21 protein-coding genes are annotated in these 17,067 nt (G+C 71.9%); 7 read left to right on the top strand and 14 right to left on the bottom strand.

Annotated features, from left to right (window positions below):
* The first annotated feature begins 37 nt into the window (after positions 1-37).
* Both ACZ7FF_RS41295 and ACZ7FF_RS41290 read left to right on the top strand, forming a co-directional pair.
* Entirely contained in the window at positions 38-727 is a 690-nt protein-coding gene (locus ACZ7FF_RS41295) for a hypothetical protein (protein WP_402200559.1), read from the top strand.
* Between the two features lie 37 nt (positions 728-764).
* Positions 765-3,440: a helicase associated domain-containing protein gene (locus ACZ7FF_RS41290; RefSeq protein WP_470819445.1), complete on the top strand. Its 2,676-nt coding sequence runs from the start codon at positions 765-767 to the stop codon at positions 3,438-3,440.
* A 179-nt stretch (positions 3,441-3,619) separates the two neighbouring features.
* On the opposite strand, the gene ACZ7FF_RS41285 is transcribed toward ACZ7FF_RS41290, so the two are convergent.
* Together ACZ7FF_RS41285 and ACZ7FF_RS41280 are read right to left on the bottom strand one after the other, a co-directional pair.
* Complete coding sequence (locus tag ACZ7FF_RS41285) at positions 3,620-3,805, bottom strand: hypothetical protein (protein ID WP_402200563.1); 186 nt, start codon at positions 3,803-3,805, stop codon at positions 3,620-3,622.
* Between the two features lie 425 nt (positions 3,806-4,230).
* Positions 4,231-4,467 carry a hypothetical protein gene (locus tag ACZ7FF_RS41280; RefSeq protein ID WP_402200565.1) on the bottom strand — a complete coding sequence of 79 codons (237 nt, stop codon included), beginning with the start codon at positions 4,465-4,467 and terminating at the stop codon, positions 4,231-4,233.
* 300 nt (positions 4,468-4,767) lie between these two features.
* Here ACZ7FF_RS41280 and ACZ7FF_RS41275 point away from each other — a divergent pair, with 300 nt between their 5' ends.
* The gene (locus ACZ7FF_RS41275) at positions 4,768-5,457 is read left to right on the top strand and encodes a hypothetical protein (protein WP_470819444.1); all 690 of its coding nucleotides are present in this window, start codon (positions 4,768-4,770) and stop codon (positions 5,455-5,457) included.
* A gap of 84 nt (positions 5,458-5,541) precedes the next feature.
* On the opposite strand, the gene ACZ7FF_RS41270 is transcribed toward ACZ7FF_RS41275, so the two are convergent.
* On the bottom strand, positions 5,542-6,009 hold the full coding sequence (locus ACZ7FF_RS41270; protein WP_402200568.1) for a hypothetical protein: 468 nt from the start codon (positions 6,007-6,009) through the stop codon (positions 5,542-5,544).
* 134 nt (positions 6,010-6,143) lie between these two features.
* The gene (locus ACZ7FF_RS41265) at positions 6,144-7,352 is read right to left on the bottom strand and encodes a hypothetical protein (RefSeq protein ID WP_470819442.1); all 1,209 of its coding nucleotides are present in this window, start codon (positions 7,350-7,352) and stop codon (positions 6,144-6,146) included.
* A 505-nt stretch (positions 7,353-7,857) separates the two neighbouring features.
* Between ACZ7FF_RS41265 and ACZ7FF_RS41260 the strand changes: the two genes are divergently transcribed.
* The gene (locus ACZ7FF_RS41260; RefSeq protein WP_470819441.1) at positions 7,858-8,301 is read left to right on the top strand and encodes a hypothetical protein; all 444 of its coding nucleotides are present in this window, start codon (positions 7,858-7,860) and stop codon (positions 8,299-8,301) included.
* Positions 8,302-8,906: 605 nt separating this feature from the next.
* Here the strand turns inward: ACZ7FF_RS41260 and ACZ7FF_RS41255 are convergent.
* Both ACZ7FF_RS41255 and mobF read right to left on the bottom strand, forming a co-directional pair.
* Positions 8,907-9,254: a hypothetical protein gene (locus ACZ7FF_RS41255; RefSeq protein ID WP_470819439.1), complete on the bottom strand. Its 348-nt coding sequence runs from the start codon at positions 9,252-9,254 to the stop codon at positions 8,907-8,909.
* A complete protein-coding gene (gene mobF, locus ACZ7FF_RS41250; protein ID WP_470819449.1) occupies positions 9,251-11,017 on the bottom strand; it encodes a MobF family relaxase in 1,767 nt (588 codons plus the stop codon). The genes ACZ7FF_RS41255 and mobF overlap by 4 nt, the downstream gene beginning before the upstream one ends.
* A 219-nt stretch (positions 11,018-11,236) precedes the next feature.
* On the opposite strand from mobF, the gene ACZ7FF_RS41245 reads away from it, so the two are divergent.
* The 3 genes from ACZ7FF_RS41245 (at position 11,237) to ACZ7FF_RS41235 (ending at position 12,265) form a co-directional block, all read left to right on the top strand.
* Positions 11,237-11,434, top strand: a complete 198-nt coding sequence (locus tag ACZ7FF_RS41245; RefSeq protein WP_319219747.1) for a hypothetical protein — start codon at positions 11,237-11,239, stop codon at positions 11,432-11,434.
* Between the two features lie 212 nt (positions 11,435-11,646).
* Positions 11,647-11,940 (top strand): hypothetical protein, encoded by a 294-nt coding sequence (locus tag ACZ7FF_RS41240; RefSeq protein WP_470819437.1) that lies wholly within the window; start codon positions 11,647-11,649, stop codon positions 11,938-11,940.
* A gap of 103 nt (positions 11,941-12,043) precedes the next feature.
* Complete coding sequence (locus ACZ7FF_RS41235) at positions 12,044-12,265, top strand: hypothetical protein (protein ID WP_470819435.1); 222 nt, start codon at positions 12,044-12,046, stop codon at positions 12,263-12,265.
* 75 nt (positions 12,266-12,340) lie between these two features.
* On the opposite strand, the gene ACZ7FF_RS41230 is transcribed toward ACZ7FF_RS41235, so the two are convergent.
* The 8 genes from ACZ7FF_RS41230 to ACZ7FF_RS41195 all read right to left on the bottom strand — a co-directional run bounded on the left by ACZ7FF_RS41230 (position 12,341) and on the right by ACZ7FF_RS41195 (position 17,044).
* Complete coding sequence (locus ACZ7FF_RS41230) at positions 12,341-13,279, bottom strand: hypothetical protein (protein WP_470819434.1); 939 nt, start codon at positions 13,277-13,279, stop codon at positions 12,341-12,343.
* Positions 13,279-14,238 carry a ParA family protein gene (locus ACZ7FF_RS41225; RefSeq protein WP_402200580.1) on the bottom strand — a complete coding sequence of 320 codons (960 nt, stop codon included), beginning with the start codon at positions 14,236-14,238 and terminating at the stop codon, positions 13,279-13,281. The genes ACZ7FF_RS41230 and ACZ7FF_RS41225 overlap by 1 nt, the downstream gene beginning before the upstream one ends.
* Before the next feature lie 220 nt (positions 14,239-14,458).
* Positions 14,459-14,983 (bottom strand): hypothetical protein, encoded by a 525-nt coding sequence (locus tag ACZ7FF_RS41220; RefSeq protein ID WP_402200582.1) that lies wholly within the window; start codon positions 14,981-14,983, stop codon positions 14,459-14,461.
* Positions 14,980-15,660 carry a hypothetical protein gene (locus ACZ7FF_RS41215; RefSeq protein WP_470819432.1) on the bottom strand — a complete coding sequence of 227 codons (681 nt, stop codon included), beginning with the start codon at positions 15,658-15,660 and terminating at the stop codon, positions 14,980-14,982. The genes ACZ7FF_RS41220 and ACZ7FF_RS41215 overlap by 4 nt, the downstream gene beginning before the upstream one ends.
* Positions 15,657-16,085 carry a RapZ C-terminal domain-containing protein gene (locus ACZ7FF_RS41210; RefSeq protein ID WP_470819431.1) on the bottom strand — a complete coding sequence of 143 codons (429 nt, stop codon included), beginning with the start codon at positions 16,083-16,085 and terminating at the stop codon, positions 15,657-15,659. The genes ACZ7FF_RS41215 and ACZ7FF_RS41210 overlap by 4 nt, the downstream gene beginning before the upstream one ends.
* Before the next feature lie 91 nt (positions 16,086-16,176).
* Positions 16,177-16,359 (bottom strand): hypothetical protein, encoded by a 183-nt coding sequence (locus ACZ7FF_RS41205; protein WP_470819429.1) that lies wholly within the window; start codon positions 16,357-16,359, stop codon positions 16,177-16,179.
* Complete coding sequence (locus ACZ7FF_RS41200; RefSeq protein WP_470819427.1) at positions 16,359-16,841, bottom strand: hypothetical protein; 483 nt, start codon at positions 16,839-16,841, stop codon at positions 16,359-16,361. Before ACZ7FF_RS41200 ends, ACZ7FF_RS41205 begins: the two co-directional genes overlap by 1 nt.
* Positions 16,841-17,044 (bottom strand): hypothetical protein, encoded by a 204-nt coding sequence (locus tag ACZ7FF_RS41195; RefSeq protein ID WP_086751547.1) that lies wholly within the window; start codon positions 17,042-17,044, stop codon positions 16,841-16,843. Before ACZ7FF_RS41195 ends, ACZ7FF_RS41200 begins: the two co-directional genes overlap by 1 nt.
* Between the last annotated feature and the right edge of the window lie 23 nt (positions 17,045-17,067).

The raw sequence follows: 17,067 nt of genomic DNA, 5'->3' as shown, positions 1-17,067 counted from the left end.
CGGGAACTCCCCCAAATTCCGAAAGGAACGACCACAGATGACCGGTCACCACGAATCTACCGGACCCGATCCCGCGCTGAGCAGCGATTCTCTGCGCCGGGTGACGCAGTACCAGACGGCAGGCGTCAACGCCCGGTTAAAGGTGTTCGCGCTCCTGGAGGCGCAGGGCGTACCCGCGAGCGAGGCGGACGACCTGGTGGCCGCGCTGGAGGCCGGGGCGGTCGCCGGGGCGCAGTGCCAGGTGGTGGAGCTGGGCGGCATGGCGCCGGCCTCTCGGGGCGAGGTCTTCGCGGACGGCTGGGATGACGGCGTGACGGCCGTGAGCGAGGCCCTGGTGGGCATCGCGGACCGGGAGTGGTCCCGGCGCGGCGGCCGGTCGTCCGGGGCCGCTGAACTGGCCGTACACATCGCGGACGTGAGGCAGCGTGAGCGGGCCGACCTGGTTCGGCTGGAGAGGTTCGTCCGGGAGAGCGTGCTGCCGGGCACCCACCCGCACACCACGGCGCGGCGGCGGGTGCTGGAGGCGCTGGGTGAGGCCGGCGGTCTGTGCACGGCTCGGACGCGGAACGCGGACGGGGACGTCGTGGTCTGCACGCTCGATGCCGGTCACTACGACCCGGACGACAAGCCGCCCTTCAAGGACGGAAAGCCGGGCGGCTGGCACAAGGCGGATGCGTCGATCTGGAACGACTTGGGCGCGGCCTGCATTCCGCACGTGGCCCTCTGAAAAACCACAGGAACTGACCGCTCGGGGAGGCAAGGAAATGTCAGCGATTCAGCTCAAGGAACACCAGGTAGATCAGCGCTCCGCGTTTCGCAGGTGGGTGGGATTCCCTGCAAGGTCATCTGTGCCCCCGCAGGGTGCCCGGGGCACGATCGTGTCAGCGACCGGCTCGGGCAAGACGATCACGGCTGCTGCGTGCGCGCTGGAGTCGTTCGCGGACGGCCGGATCCTCGTGACCGTGCCCACCCTGGACCTGCTTGCGCAGACCGCTCAGGCGTGGCGGCTGGTGGGCCACCGGGCCCCGATGGTCGCGGTGTGCTCGCTGGAGAACGACCCGGTGCTGAAGGAGCTGGGCGTGCGGACCACCACCAACCCGATCCAACTCGCCCTGTGGGCCGGGCACGGGCCCGTGGTCGTGTTCGCCACGTACGCCTCTCTCGTGGACCGCGAGGACATCGACGCACCCGAGGGCCAGCGGAAGGTTCGCGGGCCGCTGGAGGCCGCTCTGGCGGGCGGAGACCGCCTCTATGGCCAGCGCATGGACGGCTTCCACCTCGCGATCGTGGATGAGGCCCACGGCACCGCCGGTGATCTTGGGCGGCCGTGGGCGGCGATCCACGACAACGCACGCATCCCGGCGGACTTCCGGCTCTACCTGACCGCGACCCCGCGCATCCTCGCCGCTGCCCGGCCGCAGAAGGGCGCGGACGGCCAGGAGGCGGAGATCGCGACCATGGCCGACGACCCGGAGGGCACGTACGGCGCGTGGCTCGCGGAGCTCGGACTCTCGGAGGCGATCGAGCGGGAGATCCTCGCTGGGTTCGAGATCGACGTCCTGGAGATCCGCGACCCCTCCCCCGTTCTGGGGGAGTCGGAGGAGGCGCGGCGCGGCCGGCGCCTGGCGCTCCTGCAGACCGCGCTCCTGGAGCACGCTGCCGCGTACAACCTCCGTACGGTCATGACGTTCCACCAGAAGGTGGAGGAGGCCGCCGCGTTCGCGGACAAGCTCCCGGAGACGGCAGCCGAGCTGTACGTCAACGACGCCACCGACGACGACCTGGCCGCCGCCGACAAACTGCCGAAGTCCTCCATCGACGCGGAGTTCTACGAACTCGAGGCCGGCCGCCACGTCCCGCCGGACCGCGTCTGGTCGGCGTGGCTGTGCGGCGACCACACCGTCGCCGAACGGCGCGAGAAGATCCGCCAGTTCGCCAACGGCATCGACGCGGCCGGACGCCGGGTGCACCGCGCCTTCCTCGCCAGCGTTCGCGTGCTCGGGGAAGGCGTGGACATCACGGGCGAGCGGGGTGTGGAGGCCGTCTGCTTCGCCGACACCCGTGGCTCCCAGGTGGAGATCGTGCAGAACATCGGCCGCGCGCTCCGACTCAACAAGGACGGCTCCACCAAGGTCGCCAGGATCATCGTCCCGGTGTTCCTGGAGCCGAACGAGGACCCGACCGACATGGTCGCCAGCGCCAGCTTCCGGCCCCTCGTAGCCGTGCTCCAGGGCCTGCGCTCGCATGATGAGCGCCTGGTCGAGCAGCTCGCCTCCCGCGCCCTCACGAGCGGCAAGCGCAAGGTCCACGTCCAGCGCGATGAGGACGGGCGGATCGTCGGGGCTGGCGGCGAGAGCGAGGGCGACGACCAGGAGCAGGACGACACCGACGCTGCTGCCGAGTCCGCGCTGCTGCACTTCTCCAGCCCGCGCGACGCGGCGACGATCGCGGCATTCCTGCGGACCCGGGTGTACCGGCCGGAGTCGCTGGTGTGGCTGGAGGGCTATCAGGCCCTGCTGCGCTGGCGGGCGGAGAACGAGATCACCGGCGTCTACGCCGTGCCCTATGACGTTGAGGTCGAGGTCGGCGTCACGAAGGACTTCCCCCTCGGGCGGTGGGTGCACCAGCAGCGCAAGGCGCTGCGGGCGGGTGAGCTGGAGGACCGGCGCAAGGTCCTCCTGGACGCGCCGGAGGCCGGGATGCTCTGGGAGCCGGGCGAGGAAGCGTGGGAGGCCAAGCTCGCCGCGCTCCGGTCGTACCGGCGGGCCACCGGGCACCTCGCGCCGCGTCAGGACGCGGTGTGGGGCGAGGGCGAGGCGATGGTGCCCGTCGGGCAGTACATGGCCAACCTCCGCAGGAAGGGCGCGAAGAACGGTCTGGGCAAGGACCCGGAGCGGGCCGCCGTGCGCGCGGCGCAGCTGACGGAGATCGACCCGGACTGGGACTGCCCGTGGCCGCTGGACTGGCAGCGCCACTACCGGGTGCTCGCCGACCTGGTCGACGCCGACGGCGTCCTGCCCTACATCGCGCCGGGCGTCGTCTTCGACGGCGACGACGTGGGCAAGTGGCGGTGGCGGCAGCAGGAACCGGGCACTTGGGCGCAGCTCCTGCCCGAGCAGCAGGAGCGGCTGACCGCGCTCGGCATCAGCGCCCCTGTGGCCCCGTCTCCCGCCCCGGCGGCGCCCCGTGCGGCGAAGGGCCCGAGCAAGGCGCAACAGGCGTTCCAGCGCGGCCTGGAGGCCCTTGCGCAGTGGGTGGAGCGGGAAGGTGCGGACCGGCCAGTGCCGCGCGGCCACAGCGAGGAAATCGCGGTCGACGGCGAGGCGGAGCCGGTGGCCGTGAAACTGGGCGTGTGGGTCTCGAACACCAAGTCCCGGCGCGACAAGCTCAGCGCGGAGCAGCTGGGCGCGCTGCGGAAGCTGGGCATCGACTGGGCATGACGGTCCGGCGCTGAGCCGGATTGTGCGAGACCCCGGGGCCGTGATGGTCCCGGGGTCTCGTGCGTGAGGTCTCTGCAACACGGTGGTGCAACAGCGGTCCCGGACGGGCATCCAGGCCCGTCTCCGCAGGTCAGGTGTGCAACGCGGCTCGGGTGTTGCAGCAGATGCCCGGGGGCCGGCTACCGGCGGCGCCGGATGGTCACCCGGGCCTCCGCCAGGACGATGCCGGTCGCCGGGTCTCGGTGCACCGGGACGTACAGGCCCCAGTCGGCGTCACCGGCCGTGAGCCAACCTCCGGCCCACGGGGCATTGGTGGTCGTGAGTACACGACCGGCGAGCGGGCCACCCAGGAGTCGGACGATCACAGCGGTACCTCCATCCGGCGGGACTCTCCCGCCTCACCCCTTGGTGGGGCTCGGCACCGGAAGGACAGCACCGGGGCGCCGGCGACTTCCGTCCCGGCCTCCGCTGCCGGGCTGACGGCGGCAAGGCGCGGCGGCCCCGGCCGACGCGCAACCGGCTGAGCGCGCCCCGATCCCCGGCCGCGGCCGCGCCGCCCGTCCCGCCCGTCCCTTCCTCCTTCACTCCAGCCAAGGGACATGGGCAGAGCAGCCGCAACGGGGATGTCAGCAGGCCGACCACGGCAAAACGGCGTGGTGACCTGCACGGACACGGGGACAGTCCTGCGGGCCGCGCAACACCTAGCGCACCCCTTGGCGCAACATCCAGCGCAACAGATAGGCGCAACCCTTGGCGCAACCTCGTGCTCCTGGTCGACCGGGGCGACCGGTCACGCGGCCCGGACGGCTCCATGGGCGCGGGCGAGGTGGCGCAGCTCGGACCGTGCCGCCGGCACCGAGGCGACGGTCTCCCAGTAGGGGTGCCACCACAGCCGTACGGACAGGCGAAGCAGGCGGCGGCGCAGGGCGGTGGTGTCGCGGGGGCGGTGTGCGGCGAGCGCGTCGTAGGTGGCGTTCCAGGCGGCTTGCGTCTGCACCAGGTCGTCGGGGAAGTCGGTCACGTCCATACCGGCATTAGATCGCTTGTTCGAATTGCGTGTCACTTCCGACACTCCCCGCCCCAGAGCCGTGGTCGGGGGCAGGCCTGCCGTGGTCGGCCTCATGGTCGGGGGTCCCTGGTCGCCCCGACCGCGACCGTCCGGGCCGTTCGGCAGCGGCATCCGGGCGGGTGAATTTCCTTCGCGTACGCGGGCGCAGTCCTAGCGGTGTGCGTCCAACTTGCCTGTTTCCAAGGGGTATTGACAGGTTTTCGCGTGTTCTGTCATGTTCTGTCCGCCGCTTCCGGCGAACGAGCGAGAGGTGATCTCATGCGACGAACCGAGTACGACGCGAGCCAGGCCGCCAAGCGCCTGAAGGTGCCCGCAGCGGCCTTCCGGTGGGCCCGGTACACCGGCCTCATCCCCGACCCGGACGCCTCCTCCTGGCAGTGGTCGCGGACCGCTGTGGAGGCGCTGGACGCCGACGCCATCCGGGCCGCCATGTCTTCCCCGCCGATTGGCGGTGGCGCGGCGGCGGACCGGATCGCCGACGCGCTCGGCACCCCGAACGTGATCGGCGAGAAGGCGAACGTGACGGCGTTCGTGGTGCGCCGGTTCGTCGACCGCGGCCTGCTGGTCGACCTGAGCGCGAACCCCGAGGGGACGCTGCATCACCCCGACCAGGTCGCGGAGGTCTGCCGCCGCGAGGACCTGGCGGACCTGGTCGCCGCCGACACCCCGCTCGGACCGGAGCAGGCCGCTGCCCGGCTCCGGGTGCGCCGTGCCGACTTCGACCACATGGTGCGGCTCGGTTGGGTCCGCTCCCCGCAGTCGATCGAGGTCCGCTTCGGCACCAGCCGGGCCGGGGCCGTCGACGTCGCGCTCTACACCACGGCATCCATCGACGCGGTCATCCCCGCCCACCCCGAAGTCGACTGGGAGCAGCTGCGCGCAGTGGAGAAAGGCCGGCGCTCCCCGCTCGCATCGCTGCGCCCGGCACCGGCGCCCGTACCGGCGTAAGCCTCAGTTCCTTCCGCCCGCCCGCGTCCCGCTCCGTCCAGAAGGGCGGCCCGGGGCGCGAGCGTTCTTGTGGCGGGCCGATTCTCAGGCGTGCCCGGCGGCCGGCTCCCACAAGGGTCGGGCGAGCCCGGTCCCGTCGCAGTGGAAACAGCGGCCACCGCCCGGGGTGCTTCGGGCACCGATGGTGCCGGAGGCGTGCCGGAAGAGTCGGGTGAGTCCGGCGATATGTGCCGCGTGGACCGGGAGCTCCTGGCGTCTGCTGAGGGTGAGCTCCAGGGCGACGCCGGGTCCGGTGAAGTGAGCGTGGGGCAGGTCACCGGTCATCGCGCGGAGCGTCTCGTTCACCTGGCGCATCGTCTCCGCGCCGGTCAGCTGCACCCGGGCCGCGAGGATGGTGTCGGCGGCCGCGGTGAAGGCCAGCAGCCCGGCCGGGCGGGCGAGCGGCCCGACACGACCCACGGGGTCGGGATGGCTGTGGTGGAGCTGGGCCAGGGCGTGCCACAGGTCGCCCGGCAGATCCTGGGGTGCGGTTTCTTCTCGGCTGCGTCTCATGGGGCTTGTGTAGGGCCTCCGGCGGGCTGCCGCCGTCGGATGGGCCTGTCCGTCCCGCGCTGTGGTGCGGTGACTTCGGGGTCGGTCCCGCTGTGCGGCCTGGAGGCTGCCGACCGCACAGCGGGCTCGTGCGGTCAGGCTCGCCGGCGGAACCAGCCGCGGCCCCGGTCCGGCTCGGGGTCGTCCTCCGGCTCCGGCGGTGCGGCGGCCTGGGGGCGGGCGGCTTCGGCGGCGGCTTCCTCGCGGGCGACGTCGTCGGCGTGGCAGGTGCCGCACACGGACACGTCCCCGGCGTTCCAGGCCGTCCTGTGCGCGGTGGTCTCCTCCCAGCGCTGGTCGGTGAACTTCTGCCCGCACCGCTTGCACACGGGGCGCTGCGCCTCCCGCTCAGCGACGCGGCGCTGCTCCTCCTCCGCGTCGGCGCGGGCCTCCTGGTCGCGGAAGAGGACGTCGCCGTCGGGGTTGTCCAGCGCGGCCGTCAGCGTCTGCTCGCCCTTGCGTCCCAGCCGCCGCCACACCGCCGCGTCCGCGCCGTGCTCCTGGAGCTTCTCCAGGGTGGTGACGACGACGGGCACCGCCTGGCCGTAGTCCTTCGCCGTGATCCCCCGGTGGAGGGTCCGGTACCGGCGCGGTGCCCAGTAGAGGCGGCCGGCTTCCTCGAGCACCTTCACGGTGTTGGCGACCTTCGCCTCGGTGGTGTCCGCGAACACGAACGCCACCGGGACCAGGCCCTCCCGGCCGGTCGGCGGGTAGACGCGGCGCCACAGCCGCTTCTCGTGGTCGACGTGGTCGATCGCGTCCGGCCGGGAGCGGACCAGGTCCACGGTGTGCTTGTCCGCGTCCTTCGGCAGCAGCCGGCCCCACTCCCAGTACCGGCGCAGCTTGGCGACCAGGTCGTGCGCGTCCTCGGTACGGCGGTCGATCTCCAGCAGCAGTACCGGCACCCCGGCCTCCGGCGCTCGGACCACCAGGTCCGCCCGTTGCACGTAGCTGTTGCCGAGTCGGTGCCCGATCTCGGTCTGGAAGCCGAGCCGGTGGCCGATCCCGGCGCGGTGGAGTTCGGCGGCCGTTGAGGTGACCGCCGCGGCGTGGTCGTCGTAGCCGGTGCCGAGCAGCTCCCCGGTGTCCGGGTCGTACTCCTGCTTGCGCAGCACCGAGACCCGTATGCCCTTCGGCTCCAGCAGGTCCTTCGCCTCGCCGTGTCCTCGCTTGGTCAGCACCCACACCTGCCGCTGGTCCTCCTGCACCGACTCGATCCTCACCAGGTGGTGGTCCTCCAGATCCAGGAGGTTGTCCCGCGTGAGCTTGTCGTGCCGGTTGTCTGGACGGGTCAGCTTCCACAACTGATCGGGCGTAGCCCTCTGGAAGATCCCCAGTGCTTGCAGGAGCTCCCGGCGTCGAGGCCCGGTCGAAGTCCTCCTGTGCTGTGGCTTCCTCGGTACATGAGGGTTGTCGGACCTTCGGCGGCCCCCTGTCCGTTGGGCCTGACCTGCGGAAACTCCCGGTCGTTGGCGACGGGGCGCGGAGGGGGTGATGGAGGGGTCCACGGAGGGGGCTTCTCCGGCCTGGTCAGGGGTCTGCTCGGGCTCGTCTGCGGTGCTCGCCACAGGGTGCTCCTGGAGGGTGGGGCGGGCCTATCCCGCCATTCACCTCGTACAGGTGTGGAATTCGGGCTCCGTGTGACGCCGGTCTGGGAAAACCCCTCCGTCGTGACCGCATCGTGATCAAAACGGAGGGGGGAGAGTTCTCCCCCGTCAGCGGCCGGACTCTGTCCACAGGGCCGCAGTTCGAGGGTGTCTTCGAGGCCGCCGCGATCAGCGGGGCGGCCCGACGAAGAGGGAGCCACCCATGCCCGAGAACACCGTCACCGCGCCGCTCGCCCCGATGGAGCCGGCCGACGTCGCCGACGCCTTCGCCTACATCCGGGCGATGCAGGCCGGCGACATCGACACCGCCTGCGCGGTCGCCGACGACACGGGCCCGGAGCTGCACCGGCTGCTCCTGGACGTCGCCGCGCGCATCTTCATCCCCATCACCGCCGAGGACGACCACGACGGGGAGCCGTGCGCCCACTCCTTCCTCGCCGCCGCGCTCGGGCGCCTGCTGCTGGAGCTCCTGTGCCACAGCGTGTGCCTGGCCGGTGCGCCGGGCATCGCCGACACCATCACCCGCTTCACCGAGAACATCCTCACCGAGGACCACAGCGACGTCGCCGACGTCCTGCGCCAGCTGGAGGCCGCGGGGATGAAGCAGGCGATGGAGGCGCACCCGGCGCACCGCACCACCGCGTAGCCGCACCCTCGGGACGACGGTGGTGCGGTCCGGCGCTCATCCCCGGCGCACATCCGCACCACCGTGGTGCGCTCCACCGGCACCACCGCACCGCACCGCTTCCACCGCACCGCACCGCCGGGCGCCACAGCGGTGTGGCTCCCCGGCATCACCGCACCACACCGGGCGCGCTCCCCTATCACACACCCCCTTGACCGCGACCTGATCGCAAGCCGAAACCGGCTATGTCAAGGGGAAACGTCGCGGTAGCAGAGCTGGACAAGGGGGTGTAGCGGAGCCGGACAAGGGGGTCGCGTGCGGCCGGCCGCACCCGGACAAGGGGTCGGCGGCGGCAGGCGCGCCGGTGCGGTGCGGAGCATCGAGTGCGGCGCACCAGCGCGCGCGAGCGTGCCGGGCATCGGCGGGGTGGTGCGGTGCCGGACACGGTGGCGCACCATCGCGGTGCGCACCACGGTGGCGTCCATCGTCATCCGGCGCACCGGAGTGGAGTCCACTCGGTGGAGCCCATCGGGTGGAGTCCACTGAGTGGAGCCCACCCGATGTCGTGCATCGCCACCGGATGCAGAACATCGTGGGCTCCACTCGGTGGACGATGCCCGGCATCGTCACCACAGCCAGGCACTGGAGTGCCGCACCCGGGACAGGGCGCGGGCATCGCGGCGCGCGGCCGCGTTGCCGATCCGGCTCTGCCGGGAGCGGGGCCGGCGCGAGTTCCCCGCGGCGAGGCGACGCTTGGCGGCGTCCTGGAGCCGCCGCCTCTGCTTGCGCAGCTCCACCTTCTTCGCCGCCTTCGACTTCGGCTTCCGGGGCCGCTTCCAGAGCGGCTGCCACCCCAGGGGCTCATCGGGCTCGGGCTCCTGGTCCTCTTCGAGCGCGGCGGCCATCTCCGCGCGGGCGGCACGGGCGCGGGCGAGGGCGTCTTCGGGGTTGGGCTGTTCGTCGGGGGTGCTCACGTGACTCCTCCTGTGGTCCGGCCCGGCGTGTGGTGGATGCCGGGCTGCTGGGTGTGTGGCGGCGGGGCCGTCGCCGGGGCGGGCTGCGGTCGGGGGCCGTGGGTGGCCTCGCGCGCCCGCCGGCTGTCCTGGATCGTGGCGGCCACCTGCGCGGCGGCGGCTTCCAAGGTCTGGCGCGTCTGCTCCACCGTGACCACGCCGGTCTCCGGCTCCTGGAGGCGGCCGTCCTTCCCTCCGGTGCGGAACGGCTGCGGGTGCGACCTCGAGGCAGCGGGCACGGCGACGGCGTACGGCAGGGGGCGGGAGCCCAGGCGCTCCGCACGGCGGGCGGCGCGGACCCGGGCGGCCAGGGCGCCGGCGGCGAGGCGGGCCCGCTCGTACTGGGGCGCGGTGCGCCTGCGGGTCAGCGGGCGGAGCACGGCCTGGTCCTCGGTGTCGCTCGGGTACAGGGCGCGTAGGTCGGCGGTCATCTTCAGGCCACGCCCGACGGGGCGGGTGTAGTCGTCGACGACCGCCTGCACGATCTGGTCGTCCAGGCCGGGCTGGTGAGGTCGGCCGCGCAGGGCGTAGGAGAGGTGGCGGCGGGCTTCGGCGAGCAGGTGCCGGCGCTTGAAGGCGCCGCGCATCACGTACACCACGGCGACGGTGTCGACGGCGGCCAGGGCGACGTCGACCACCGGCCGCACCCGCGCCCACACCGCCGCGGCCGCCGCTCGCGCGCGCTGTGCGAGCCGGTAGATGGTGCAGGCGCCGAACGCCCGTATCGCTGAGGCGCGCCATCGCTCGCGCAGCTCGGTCAGCGACAGCATCACCGTGCGCTTCGGCGGGCGCGTCTGGTCGGCGGCCTGACAGCCCAGCGCGTAGGCGGCCTGCTCCCCCGGCGGGTGCCCCTGCCGTTCTTCGTAGTCGGCCACCAGGACGGACAGCGCGTCCTCGATCTGCTGGCGGCGGGTGGACTGCCAGCCGATGAGCCGCTGGTCGATCCCGGCGATCTCCATGACCGGCCGACGGCCGGGCGTCACCTCGCGCGGCTCCCACGCCCACCCGAGCCGGGCGGACACCTCCTCCATGAAGTAGAGGGTGTAGAGGGTGTCGGCGGCGACGATGTGGGCCATCAGGGAGTCCGCCGACAGGTTGCCCCACGTCCCCTTGTCGTCCGGCCGCCGGGCGCGGATCGACACCACCGCGTGATCGTGGAGCAGCGGCTTCGACTCGGCAGCTCTCGACTCGTAGTGCCGGAACACCGCGACGATCAGCCCGTCCCTGACCGGCTTGCGGATCTTGCCGCCGCTCTTCCAGCGGATCTCCGCGACCGAATCCTCAAACCACGCCAGCGTCTTGTCCCTGGCGATGTCCTGGCACAGCTCCAGCACCAGCCGGGTGTCGTCATCTCCGAGCGCCCACGCGATGTGTGCCGTCGACGGTGCCCGGAACACCAGGTCCATGGCCAGCCAGGGCGTCCGCTCCTTGGCCTTCTCGGTCTTCGACGAGCGGTTGTGCTCGATGGGCCTGCCCAGCACGGTCGCCCGCCTCGCCTTCGCCGGATCGTCGCCCGCCTCCAGGCGCTCGCGCTCGATCCGGTCGGCGTCCGGGTGCCGGCCTTCCCCCAGGAGCAGTTCGGCCTGCCGCTCGGTCACCACGTCCCCGGCCGTGAGGCCGACCGCTGCCAGGCCCCGGCCCTTCCAGACGCCGGGCGGGACACCGGCTTCGTCCTGGGCGGCGCGCAGCGGCGTACCCGCGGCGCGGCGGCCGTCGCCGACCATCACGCCACGGAAGAGATAGCGCCACCCGTTCCCCGGGCGAACCTCCGCTTTGCTGATCACCGGCCCATGGAACCCCGGCGTTGACCTGCGAAAAAGCGCGATCCCTGGTCCTTCCCGCCGGGCGGGAGGCCATCACCAGATCTTTACCGCAGCGCCCGCCAGGCGGGCCGTCCGGCCAGCCCGAGACGGTAAGCCGTCGCCCTGTGCACAGTCCGCCGCATGAAAACGGAACTGCTCCACGGAGACCTCTGCCCGCTGTGCCGCCGCCCGCTCACGCTGCGCACGGCCGTCGAAGTCCGCTCGAACACGCCGTACCCCACCCGGACCGACACGGTGCCCTACTGCGCCTACTGCGCCAACGACATGCCCCGCGCACAGCAGTGGGCCGACCTGATGGACGCCCGCTACGGCAACTGACCCGGGCCGTGCGAATGCTGCGCGCCGACCACATCAGCGCCACCCGACCCGAAATCCGACTCCAGCCGACTCCAACGCCATCCAACGCGCACCACCGCATCACCACCCACCACCGCTGAGCGCACCGCGTCACCGACGCCCTTCAACACGACCAGCCACCACCGCCCCCGGCCGACCGGCCGGGGGCTTCGTGCGTCCTGGAGGAGTTCGCCGTGCCCACCTACGAGGCCCTGCCCCGCTTCACTGCCGATCACCACCGCCTCACCCCCGAACAGCGCCGCGCCTTCCGCCACGCCGTCACCGCCTTCGTCGACGACCTCCGCACCGGGCGCCCGTTCCGCGCCGGCCTTCGCATCAAAGGCGTACGGCGCACACCCGGCGTCTTCGAACTCACCTGGGACGGCAACGGCCGCGCAACGTGGCAGTACGGCCCGGAGATAGTCCACGGCGAGCAGCACATCGTCTGGCGCCGGATCGGCACCCACGACATCCTCTCCGGCCCCTGACCCGAGATCTTCGGCCACTTTCCCGCGTGAAACCGATGCGGTGTTGCGGGCAGCCGACATCGGTTGGTTGGCTGACCGCTCCGATGACCAGGAGGGGAAAGCCGTGGCAGCAGACGAGAGCGTGGGCGAGTCGGAGCACCTGAAGTCGCTGATCATCAGCACCGCGCAGGAACTCTGGGAGGACAAGGACGCGCTGGGCAAGTTCCTCGCCGTGGTCCGGCGCAGCGAGGGCTTCGTGAAGCTCGCCGACACGCTGGAGCAGTCCGCCGTGCGACCGGCCAACCCGTCGTTCTACGGGGTGCGAAGCACGGAGTTCCAGGACTGACTGTGTACGCCAGCGGCCCACCACCGGGGAGGTGGTGGGCCGCTGGCGTGTCCGGTGAAGCCGGTCAGCTTCGGGTCACTCCGCCTTCGGGAGCCTGATGGCTACAGCCCTGTCGATCTGCTGGAGCAGCGAGCCGATCTCCTGAATGAGTGGAGCGGCGACGTCGGGCTGCGCTTCGACGGCCCGTCGTGCCGCCGCCTTGTTGATCTTCTTCGCCGCTTCCTGGAGGGACGCGAGGGTGTTCTGCAGGCGCTCGATGTCCTTCTCGGCGAGGGGATCGGCCTTGCTATTACTGGGCTTCCGGCTGGACTCCCCAGTTGGGGAGTCCTTCCCGAGCGAGCTGATGTCGGGGACGTCATCGCCCTTCGACTCAGTGCCGGTCTCCCCCTCCGGCGTCGCCAGGAGTTCGCGGACCCGGCGACCGACGTCGGCGGCGTCCACGTCCTTCGCGAGGAAACCGAGGTCGGTGACCACCTTCTCCACCAGTTCGCCCGTGACGCGCGGCCGGCACCGGACGATGGTGTCGTAGACCGTGATCGCCACCTTGTCGCTGGTCTGACGACGCAGCTCGGTCATCTTCCGAACGTGGTACTCCAGCGGCTTGTGCCCGAGGTTGGCGAGCGCCTCGCCAACGCGCCATTCGTCAATGAGCCGGTAGAGCTGGGACTCGGAGATCTCCCAGTTCTCCCAGATCCACTCCGCGAAGTTGGGGTTCTCTTCGCGGTGCAGTTCGGCCGTGCTCATCGTCTCGAGCGCCTTGCCTGCGATCCAGAACGCCTGGTGCAGGTTGTCGACGCCGGCCTTGCAGACCTCGAGGTCCTGGCGCTCCTGGTCGGAGAGTTCGTCTGTGCCGTGGGGCTGGTAGGGCGCCGGGATGGAGGCAAGGGTGGTGCCGGGGAGCGGCTGAACCACGACGCTGGCTCCGGCGGCTGCGGCGGGCAGGCCGCCGCCGAAGAGACCTCCCGCCTGCTGCTGCGGGGCTTGGGTGGTGTCGACGTCGAACAGGCCAGCCATCAGGCAACCCTCCTGTGGTGCTCGAAGATCTCGGTGGTCAGCGACCGCATCTCCTTGGAGAGCGGGATGATCGTGTCTGGGACGACGTCCTCCGCCTTCGCGCGGCCGGCCTTCACGTCGTACGGGCTCGCGGAGTTTGGGAGCAGTTCGGCGTACTCGCCGAACAGCAGTCCCTTCTTGCGGGCGTTGCGGGCCGGGACCTCCCGGTAGCCGACGATCGTCTCCAGGATCGGCGTGCCCTCGCCCAAGGTCGCACGGATGTCTTCGCGTACGGAGCTGTGCATCAGCGTGGCGGAGGGGTTCGAGCCGTAGAGGAAGGCCCCGGCCATCTGGAGGTAGGGGTTCACCTGCTGCTTGACGACCTTGAAGTTCTTGCTGATGCGCTCCATGCCCTTGATGGAGGACTCGTCGGAGCGCGTGGGCACGATCAGCGTGCGGGCGGCGGCGAGCACCAGCTGCTCAAGGGCGTCTTGCTCGGGGGCGCTGTCGAAGATGATCCGGTCGTACAGCGGGGCGATCGGGGCGAGGGAGCGAGCGAGGCTCAGCACGACGCCCGGCCCTTCCTGCATGAGGCGCAGCATCAGGACGTTCGCGATGTCGGCGACCCGGGGTCCGCCAGGGAGCACGTCCAGGTTGGGCCGGACCTCGCGGATCGGCTGGAGCGGAACGCGGTCGTGGATGGCCCGGTACAAGCCCTCGCCGTCCAGGGCTGTGACTCCTTGCGGCTGCACTCCGCGGCCGTAGCGCTTGATGCCGAGGTCGTCGTCGTCCTGGCCTGTCACGCAGATGAGAAGGGTGCGGTGTCCAGCGGCGGCGGATTCGCCGGCGAGGTGCGCGGCGACGGTCGACTTGCCGACGCCACCTTTGCCGGTGCCGACGGCTGTGGCGCCCTCGGGCGGTTCGATCGCCTGTGTCGCTCCGCTTGGATTCAGCACGGGGTGCCCTTCCTCGTTGCTCATGTGTGGACCGCACCGTGCGCGGCAGTGGCATCTTGGCACACCCTCAACCCTTGCCAGGACTGGCTTGCGGGCATCACTCCCCTATTGGGGAGTCCAGGTCTGGGTGCGTGATCCATCGGGTGCTGGAGGGTGCGGAGTTGACGCATCCGGGCCCGGAAACGCAAAAAGCCCCGCCCCCCGGCGCAGGGCCAGGGAACGGGGCTTCGAGGTGGAACGAGCGTCAGGGGGCCCAGTTCGCGGGCGCGCCTTGGTCGGGGTCAGGGATGCCGGCGGCGGTCACCGGCGCGGCCGGGTGCCGGAGTGCGGTGATGGGGATGGCGCCGGGTTCGGTGGCGGGTGTCCAGACCATGCGCCAGGTGTCATCCCACTCGCATCCGCAGCCGTGGTCCGGGTGCGGGTGTCGTAAGAAGACGCCGTGGGTGTGGACGGCGCGCGGGATGCGGGGGATGAGGACCGCAGGGTCATCGCCGGGGTACAGGTGCAGGTTCCGCCAGCCGTGGATCCGGGCCATGTACGCGGCGGCGGCCTCGATGGCGGCGGCCCACTTCTGGTGCCCGAGCACGAGGAACGCGACCGGATAGAGGTGGTCGTCGGTCGGGTCGTCGATCCCGGTGACGTACAGGCCGGAGTGGGCGAGGAAGCCGTTCTCCACCGCGTCCTCGCCGGGCGTCCAGAGCTGTTCGACGGGGTGCATGGTTCCGTCGTCGCCCTCGCTGGTCTCGATCTCGTACAGGGCCGAGGTCATGCGCTCACCCCCGCGAGGGCGTCGGCCAGGAGCGCGGTGACGTCGGCACCGTGCGGGTCGGCGTAGCTGTCGTGGTCGCTGACGTGGAACACGGCGTCCTTCGCGGTGACGGTGAAGCCGGGGATGACGAGTGCGGCGCGGCCTTCCAGCTCGGTGTTGAGGCGGTCGGCGTCGCGGGAGGCCAGCCAGGTCTGGGTGTAGGGCCCGAGGCGCAGCAGCGTGTAGCCGGTGCCGTCGGCGCGGCGGGCTTCGACGTGGACGCCGTAGTGGGCGGGGCCCATGCCGACGTCGTCGGGGAGGGGCAGGTTCGCGGCGGCGTGGGTGAGCATCGCGTAGGCCGGCTGCCAGAGACCGAGGATGGCGCTCGTCTCGCAGCGCAGCCAGCCTCGGTCGGCGTAGCCGAGCTGACGGCCGTGGCGGTAGGCCGCGGCGTGCGGGGTGTCGGGGTGGACCAGGGCCACGGCGATCATCTCGGTGCCGTGGTCGTCGCCGGGCCGGGTGTGGGCGCGCTCGATGAACGGGCCGACGCGCACGGCGATGTCCTGGGAGCGGCCGGGCGTCCAGGGCTCGGGGGCGCGTACGGCGGCGAGCATCGCGCGGAACTGGTCGACGACGGCCTGGTCCTCGGGGGTGAGGGCGCCGGGGCCGTGGCCGCAGCGACGGAAGCGACGGATCATCGGGCGGTCTCCTTCTCGGTGCGGGCGCCGGCGGGCGTCTTGAGGACGCGCGGCAGATGGACGTGCAGGTGCTCGACTACGACTTCGCGGCCGCGGGCGCGAAGTTCGCGGGCCAGGAGTTCGGTGAGTCCGGATGCCCTGTGCCTACCTCCTGCGCAGCCGATGGCGATGCGACTGGGGCCGGCGGGCAGGTCGGCGTAATCGGCGAGGTTGGCGAGCAGCTCGCGGGCGCCGGGCGTGTTCAGGACGACGTCCTGGACGCGGGGGTTGAGGCCGTCGAGGTCGAGGATGTTGCGGGCGGCGGCCGGGTCGCGGAGCCGGTCGCGGACGTCTTCGACCCGGTCGGCGACGGGCGGGACGGGCAAGCCGTCCGGGCCGGTGGGCAGGTGCAGGTAGCCGAACGAGGTCAGACGGATCGAGCGCAAGGGAGAGCCTCCTGCTCGGTGGTGAGGGGCGGGAACACACGGAGCGCCGCGCCCGGCCGGGAAGGGCGGGGCGCGGCGCTCCGGGGTGGTGCTACTGGGTGGTGGTGTCGGTGACCACGAGGAACTGGTCGCTGGGCAGGTCCATCACGACCTGCGCCGGTGTGCCCTGGGCGCGCTGGGCGGCGGCGAACTCTTCGGCCGGCCAGGAGCCGCGGGGAGCTCCGGCGGGGAACCGCTCCAGGACGGTCCGGGCCTGCTCGGTGGTGGTGGCCATCAGGCGTCGCCGCCGTTCACGCGCTCGTGGATGTCGATGAGGGTGGCGATGGCGTCGGGGTTGTCCGCCAGACCCACCCACCGTCCGTGCGCGGTGAAGACGGGCACGGCGTCGGTGTCGGCGTCGAAGATGACGACGTAGTCGCCGTACCTGTCGAGCACCATCTCCCGCAGGACCGGGACCAGCGCGGTGTCCAGGACCTCCAGGGCGTCGACGGTGAGCCGGGCGGGCTCGCCGGGCGCCGGCGGCTGGACCAGGGTGCCGGTCGCGCGCAGCAGGTCGCCGGGCTGGATGCCGTTCAGCAGCTCGTGGGTGATCCGGGGGTCACCGCTGGTGCAGGTGACGACCGTGTCGGGTGCGTCGGCGTCAAGCGCGTCGATGTCGACGGGCCGGACGACCAGGTCGAAGGAGACGGTGCCGCGCGGGCCGGGGCCGGGTATCGCGTCGACCCAGCCGTCGACGGCGCAGTGCTTGGTGTCCATCAGCTGGCCTCCGCCAGGGTCTCGGTGGGGCGAGGGGAGCGGGGTCGGGTGGTGCGCTGCGCGATGTCCAGCAGCTCGCGGTTGCGCCGCTGCTGTTCGGGGGTGAGCGGGCGGGCCTGCGCGCCGTGGCGGTGCCACAGCGGGGAGGCGGGCGGCTCGGGGTAGGCGAGGGCGTGGTCGACGTCGCGTTCGGTGCTGCTCATGGGGGCCTCCGTCTGGAGGGGAT

This window comes from Streptomyces sp. NPDC037126, from assembly GCF_055605965.1.
This window is presented reverse-complemented; position numbering and strand designations above follow the sequence as displayed.

Excerpts from the sequence above, each read along its gene's own strand:
- ACZ7FF_RS41295 (WP_402200559.1), top strand. The coding sequence starts at position 38 with ATGACCGGTCACCACGAATCTACCGGACCCGATCCCGCGCTGAGCAGC.
- ACZ7FF_RS41290 (WP_470819445.1), top strand. The coding sequence starts at position 765 with ATGTCAGCGATTCAGCTCAAGGAACACCAGGTAGATCAGCGCTCCGCG.
- ACZ7FF_RS41280 (WP_402200565.1), bottom strand. The coding sequence starts at position 4,467 with ATGGACGTGACCGACTTCCCCGACGACCTGGTGCAGACGCAAGCCGCC.
- ACZ7FF_RS41275 (WP_470819444.1), top strand. The coding sequence starts at position 4,768 with ATGCGACGAACCGAGTACGACGCGAGCCAGGCCGCCAAGCGCCTGAAG.
- ACZ7FF_RS41270 (WP_402200568.1), bottom strand. The coding sequence starts at position 6,009 with ATGAGACGCAGCCGAGAAGAAACCGCACCCCAGGATCTGCCGGGCGAC.
- ACZ7FF_RS41260 (WP_470819441.1), top strand. The coding sequence starts at position 7,858 with ATGCCCGAGAACACCGTCACCGCGCCGCTCGCCCCGATGGAGCCGGCC.
- mobF (WP_470819449.1), bottom strand. The coding sequence starts at position 11,017 with ATGGTCGGCGACGGCCGCCGCGCCGCGGGTACGCCGCTGCGCGCCGCC.
- ACZ7FF_RS41245 (WP_319219747.1), top strand. The coding sequence starts at position 11,237 with ATGAAAACGGAACTGCTCCACGGAGACCTCTGCCCGCTGTGCCGCCGC.
- ACZ7FF_RS41230 (WP_470819434.1), bottom strand. The coding sequence starts at position 13,279 with ATGGCTGGCCTGTTCGACGTCGACACCACCCAAGCCCCGCAGCAGCAG.
- ACZ7FF_RS41225 (WP_402200580.1), bottom strand. The coding sequence starts at position 14,238 with ATGAGCAACGAGGAAGGGCACCCCGTGCTGAATCCAAGCGGAGCGACA.
- ACZ7FF_RS41220 (WP_402200582.1), bottom strand. The coding sequence starts at position 14,983 with ATGACCTCGGCCCTGTACGAGATCGAGACCAGCGAGGGCGACGACGGA.
- ACZ7FF_RS41215 (WP_470819432.1), bottom strand. The coding sequence starts at position 15,660 with ATGATCCGTCGCTTCCGTCGCTGCGGCCACGGCCCCGGCGCCCTCACC.
- ACZ7FF_RS41205 (WP_470819429.1), bottom strand. The coding sequence starts at position 16,359 with ATGGCCACCACCACCGAGCAGGCCCGGACCGTCCTGGAGCGGTTCCCC.
- ACZ7FF_RS41200 (WP_470819427.1), bottom strand. The coding sequence starts at position 16,841 with ATGGACACCAAGCACTGCGCCGTCGACGGCTGGGTCGACGCGATACCC.
- ACZ7FF_RS41195 (WP_086751547.1), bottom strand. The coding sequence starts at position 17,044 with ATGAGCAGCACCGAACGCGACGTCGACCACGCCCTCGCCTACCCCGAG.